The following is a 4975-nucleotide window of genomic DNA, read 5'->3' on the forward strand; positions in this document are numbered from 1 at the left end:
AACCGAGGTTAACACTCGTAAACCAATGCCTGCAACCCCCTGCAGCTTAGTCAAGAAAATTATTCCGGACAGCAGTGCGCGCAGGCGGCAACCCAGTGGCGCACTAGCTCCTTTATATCCATGCGCCCGATGCGCAGCACGGCGTTCTCATGTAGCAGTGAAAAAATGTAAACGATGACCGCATATCCCAGGCCCCTGTAAGACAAAATTGCCAAAAAAGTTGCACAAAAGCTTGTTAAAGAAGTATTTTAACGCTACTGTCACAAATCAATGATAAAATCCCGTTCAATCGATGAACATGCTACTTTTAACAATAAAGCACCGCCCCCATGCAGCACACCCGCCCCGACGATGAAGACGCCTACCTGGCCGTACTGCGCTTGCTGGAACAGCAGCCGCAGATGAGTCAGCGCGAAATCGCTGCCGAACTCGGTGTCAGTCTTGGTAAAACCAATTATTGCCTCAAGGCTCTGCTGGAAAAGGGCTGGCTTAAGATGCAGAATTTTCACGGTAGCAGCAATAAACTGGCTTATGCCTACCTGCTAACCCCTAGTGGCATCGTAGAAAAAAGTGCTATCACCGCGCGTTTTCTCAAGCGGAAAATGCAGGAATACGAACATTTGCAAACCCTGATCCACTCGTTGCAAGACGAGTTGAAACAAAGCCGTATAGAAAGAACACAATCATGACCCAAGCTAGCCTAACGAACGATACATTAGCGCGCCATCAAGTCCTGCCCGTAGTGTTATGTGGCGGCTCAGGCACGCGCCTGTGGCCCTTGTCGCGTGCCGGTTTTCCCAAGCAATTTTTGGTTTTATCGGGCACCACCAGCTTGTTTCAACAAGCGGTAGAACGTATTAATGCCATCGCCGCGGCCGATATCGTAGTCGGTGAAACATTGATCGTGACGAACGAAGAGCACCGCTTTCTGGCACTCGACCAACTGCGCGAACTCCGTCACGTGGCCGCAACCTTGCTGCTTGAGCCGGTAGCACGCAACACCGCCCCGGCGCTGACCTTGGCTGCGCTGCATGCGTTGGAAAGCGGCCATGACCCTATTTTAGTCGTCACCCCAGCCGACCAAACCGTCACCGATGCGCCAGCCTTTCAAGCCGCGCTGCAGCAGAGCGTGCGCGCTGCTGCTACGGGTGCCGTGATCATTCTTGGTATTACCCCTGATGCTCCGGAAACCGGCTACGGCTATATTAAACGCGAAGGCGCGGCGCAGTCATTCGGCCAGTACAGCGTGGCGCGCTTTGCCGAAAAGCCCGATGCCGCCACCGCACTGGCTTATTTGGCCAGCGGCGACTACGCTTGGAATAGCGGTATGTTCGTACTGCGCGCCAGTACTTGGCTCAAAGCGCTTAGTACATTCCGGCCTGACATCGCCGTAGCGACAGAATTGGCTTGGGCCGGCAAAAGCGCCGACGCCCAATTCGTGCGACCAGATAAAGCCGCCTTCGCTGCCATACCAAGCGAATCGATCGATTACGCCGTCATGGAACGCTGCCCCGGTTCTGTTGTGGAAATTGCCGTGCTGCCGCTGGCTGCAGGTTGGAATGACCTCGGTGCCTGGGATGCTGTCTGGCAGGTCGGTGCTCAAGATAGTGATGGCAATGTTATGCAGGGCGATGCCTTTCAAGCCGGCAGCACCAACACCTTGGTCTATTCCTCGGGCCGCATGGTGAGTGCCGTTGGCGTGAATAACCTCGTCATCATCGAAACCGCCGATGCCGTGTTGGTAGCCGAACGCAGCCAAAGCCAGCACGTCAAAAAAATCGTCGCCATGCTCGAGAAGCAAGGCCGTGTCGAACACACTTTGCACCGCAAAGTCCACCGTCCTTGGGGTTGGTATGACAGCATCGATGAAGAAGAGCGCTTCAAGGTAAAACGCATCAATGTGAAACCCGGTGCCAGCTTGAGCCTGCAAAAACACCACCATCGCGCTGAACACTGGATCGTTGTCAAAGGCACGGCTGAAGTGACTTGTGGTGACAAAGTGATTCTGCTGACTGAGAACCAGTCAACCTACATTCCGCTCGGTGAAGTGCACCGTTTGAAAAATCCGGGCGCGATTGAGCTCGAAATTATCGAGGTACAGTCGGGCAGTTATTTGGGGGAGGATGATATCGTCCGGTTCGAAGATACTTATGGCCGCACCAGCGCGTCTTGATCATGAATAAACAAGAAAAAATTTATATCGCGGGTCACCGCGGGATGGTCGGTTCAGCGATTGCTCGTGCCTTGCAAAAGCAGGGCTGCAGTAACATCATCACTCGTACGCATGCCGAACTCGACTTGACGAATCAAGCCCAAGTCAGAGAGTTTTTTTCGTCAGAAAAGCCTGATCAAGTATATTTGGCAGCCGCAAAAGTAGGCGGTATTTACGCCAATAATACTTTTCCTGCCGAATTTATTTATCAAAATCTAATGATGGAAGCAAACATCATTCACGAAGCGTTTTCTGCTGGCGTGCGAAAATTGCTCTTCCTTGGCTCCAGCTGCATTTATCCAAGATTGGCGGCGCAACCAATGGCCGAGGATGCGCTCTTGACCGGAACTTTGGAGTCTACCAATGAGCCCTATGCCATTGCCAAAATCGCGGGCATAAAATTATGTGAAAGTTATAATCGGCAATATGAAGCTAGTCATGGCGTTGACTACCGAAGTGTGATGCCAACTAATTTGTATGGCCCAGGAGATAATTATCATCCGGAAAATAGTCACGTTATTCCAGCACTCATCAGACGTTTTCACGAGGCGAAAATCTCAAACGCTGAAGTCGTAACGATATGGGGCACCGGCACTCCTCGTCGTGAGTTTTTGTTCGTTGATGATATGGCCGCAGCGAGCATTCATGTCATGTCTGTTGATAAATCAATTTACGCTAGCCATACTTTGCCTATGCAAAGCCATATTAATGTTGGTTATGGTGAAGATGTGACTATCAGTCAGTTGGCTCATACAATTGCAAAGGTTGTTGGGTTTAACGGGCAGATAGAATTTGATGTAAGCAAGCCTGATGGCACTCCTCGAAAATGGATGGATAGTGCGCGTATCTCAAAATTAGGTTGGCGGCCAGAAATTGCGCTTGAGAGTGGATTGATAGTTGCATATCAAGACTTTGTTTTAAACCAAAATTTGCTGCGTACGCAGTCATAAATTTACCGAATATATTATGAATACTAAACAAAAAGTAGCGTTAATTACTGGTGTTACCGGCCAAGATGGTTCTTACTTGGCAGAGTTCTTGTTGGAAAAAGGTTACATCGTTCACGGTATCAAGCGCCGAGCGAGTTCATTTAATACACAACGTGTTGATCATGTTTATCAAGATCCGCATATCGATCATCGCAATTTTGTTTTGCATTACGGTGATTTAAGTGACAGCAGTAACTTGACCCGTATTATTCAGCAAACTCAACCTGACGAAATCTATAATTTAGGTGCCCAAAGTCATGTGGCGGTGAGCTTTGAAAGCCCTGAGTACACGGCTGATGTCGATGGTATGGGCGCGTTACGTATCCTCGAAGCGATCCGTATTTTGGGACTCGAGAAAAAAACTCGTTTTTACCAGGCGTCGACTTCCGAGTTGTATGGTTTGGTGCAAGAAACACCGCAAAAAGAAACAACACCTTTCTACCCAAGAAGCCCGTACGCCGTAGCCAAAATGTATGCATATTGGATCACGGTTAATTATCGCGAAGCGTATGGCATGTATGCGTGTAACGGTATTTTGTTTAACCATGAAAGCCCACGTCGCGGCGAGACATTCGTTACACGCAAAATTACGCGTGGTCTTGCAAATATAGCGCAAGGTTTGGAAAAATGCCTCTACATGGGGAATATGGATGCGTTGCGCGACTGGGGACACGCCAAAGATTACGTCCGCATGCAATGGATGATGCTGCAGCAGGATACACCCGATGATTTTGTGATCGCTACGGGTGTTCAATATTCGGTGAGGCAGTTTATTCAATGGTCCGCAGAGGAGTTGGGCATTACGCTTAAATTTGAAGGCGCTGGTATTGATGAGCACGCGATTGTCGTCGCTATTGAAGGCGATAAAGCGAGCAGCTTAAAAGTTGGTGACGTTATTGTAAAAATCGACTCTCGGTATTTCCGGCCTACGGAAGTAGAAACCTTACTTGGTGATCCGACTAAAGCAAAATTGAAGTTGGGATGGACCCCTGAAATTACCGTTCAAGAGATGTGCAAAGAGATGGTATTGCACGATTTTGAAGAGGCGAGAAAACACGCACTGCTTAAAGAGCATGGTTTTAAAATATCAGTTTCTGTTGAATAAGCATGCGTCTAATCGTATTGCGGAGTTTTTGAGGCAAGTTTATGGCGACAAATATTGTGCCTGAGGGAGGGATGCGAAAGCAACGTCGCCGGCAAATCACACGAACAGCGATAACCGGAATTTTAGCAAAAGCGGCAATGTTTTTGCCTACCATATTAATTGCCTGGGTTGCGGTTCCGCATTTAGGCGCAGAGCGGTATGGTGTGCTCATGACGGTTTTGTCTTTGTTAGGTTTTTTAGGGCTTGCGGATCTGGGTGTAGGGGGGACGTTGATCACCGCCTTATCGCGGGAGTCTGGGAGCGAATGTAATAAAAAGATCCGACAGTTACAGGCGAACGGCCTTGCTATAACTGCAGGTATGGCAATTTGTGTATTAATAGTGGGTGGCTTTCTTCATTATATTGGAATAGGGTCTTTTATATTTAAATCAAGCTCAACGCCGATTCAGGTTGAAGGCACAAATTCCATATTTGTCTTTTTTTTATTATTCGCTCTTTCATTGCCAATTACTTTGGTGACGAAAATACAACTAGGATTGCAGCATGGTCACATCGCAAATTATTGGCAATCAATTTCAGCAGTAGTCAATTTTGCAGGTGCTGCAATCGCTACTTTATCTGGCGGAGGGGTGCCATTGATAATCGTCGGGATTATGAGTGGTACCACAA

5 protein-coding genes are annotated in these 4975 nt (G+C 48.5%); all 5 read left to right on the forward strand.

Annotation, left to right across the window (positions count from 1 at the left end; genetic code table 11):
• The first annotated feature begins 329 nt into the window (after nucleotides 1–329).
• Nucleotides 330–689, forward strand: coding sequence for a MarR family EPS-associated transcriptional regulator (locus QN359_RS19290; protein ID WP_322247565.1), 360 nt, complete (start codon nucleotides 330–332; stop codon nucleotides 687–689).
• Nucleotides 686–2173: a mannose-1-phosphate guanylyltransferase/mannose-6-phosphate isomerase gene (locus tag QN359_RS19295; protein WP_322247566.1), complete on the forward strand. Its 1488-nt coding sequence runs from the start codon at nucleotides 686–688 to the stop codon at nucleotides 2171–2173. Before QN359_RS19290 ends, QN359_RS19295 begins: the two co-directional genes overlap by 4 nt.
• A 2-nt stretch (nucleotides 2174–2175) precedes the next feature.
• Entirely contained in the window at nucleotides 2176–3162 is a 987-nt protein-coding gene (fcl, locus tag QN359_RS19300) for a GDP-L-fucose synthase (protein ID WP_322247567.1), read from the forward strand.
• Nucleotides 3163–3178: 16 nt separating this feature from the next.
• On the forward strand, nucleotides 3179–4306 hold the full coding sequence (gene gmd, locus QN359_RS19305; protein ID WP_322247568.1) for a GDP-mannose 4,6-dehydratase: 1128 nt from the start codon (nucleotides 3179–3181) through the stop codon (nucleotides 4304–4306).
• 41 nt (nucleotides 4307–4347) lie between these two features.
• The coding region (locus QN359_RS19310) for a hypothetical protein (protein ID WP_323493616.1) at nucleotides 4348–4975 on the forward strand (628 nt) is incomplete at its 3' end.

The organism is Undibacterium sp. 5I2 (assembly GCF_035019605.1).
Taxonomy (GTDB): domain Bacteria; phylum Pseudomonadota; class Gammaproteobacteria; order Burkholderiales; family Burkholderiaceae_D; genus Undibacterium.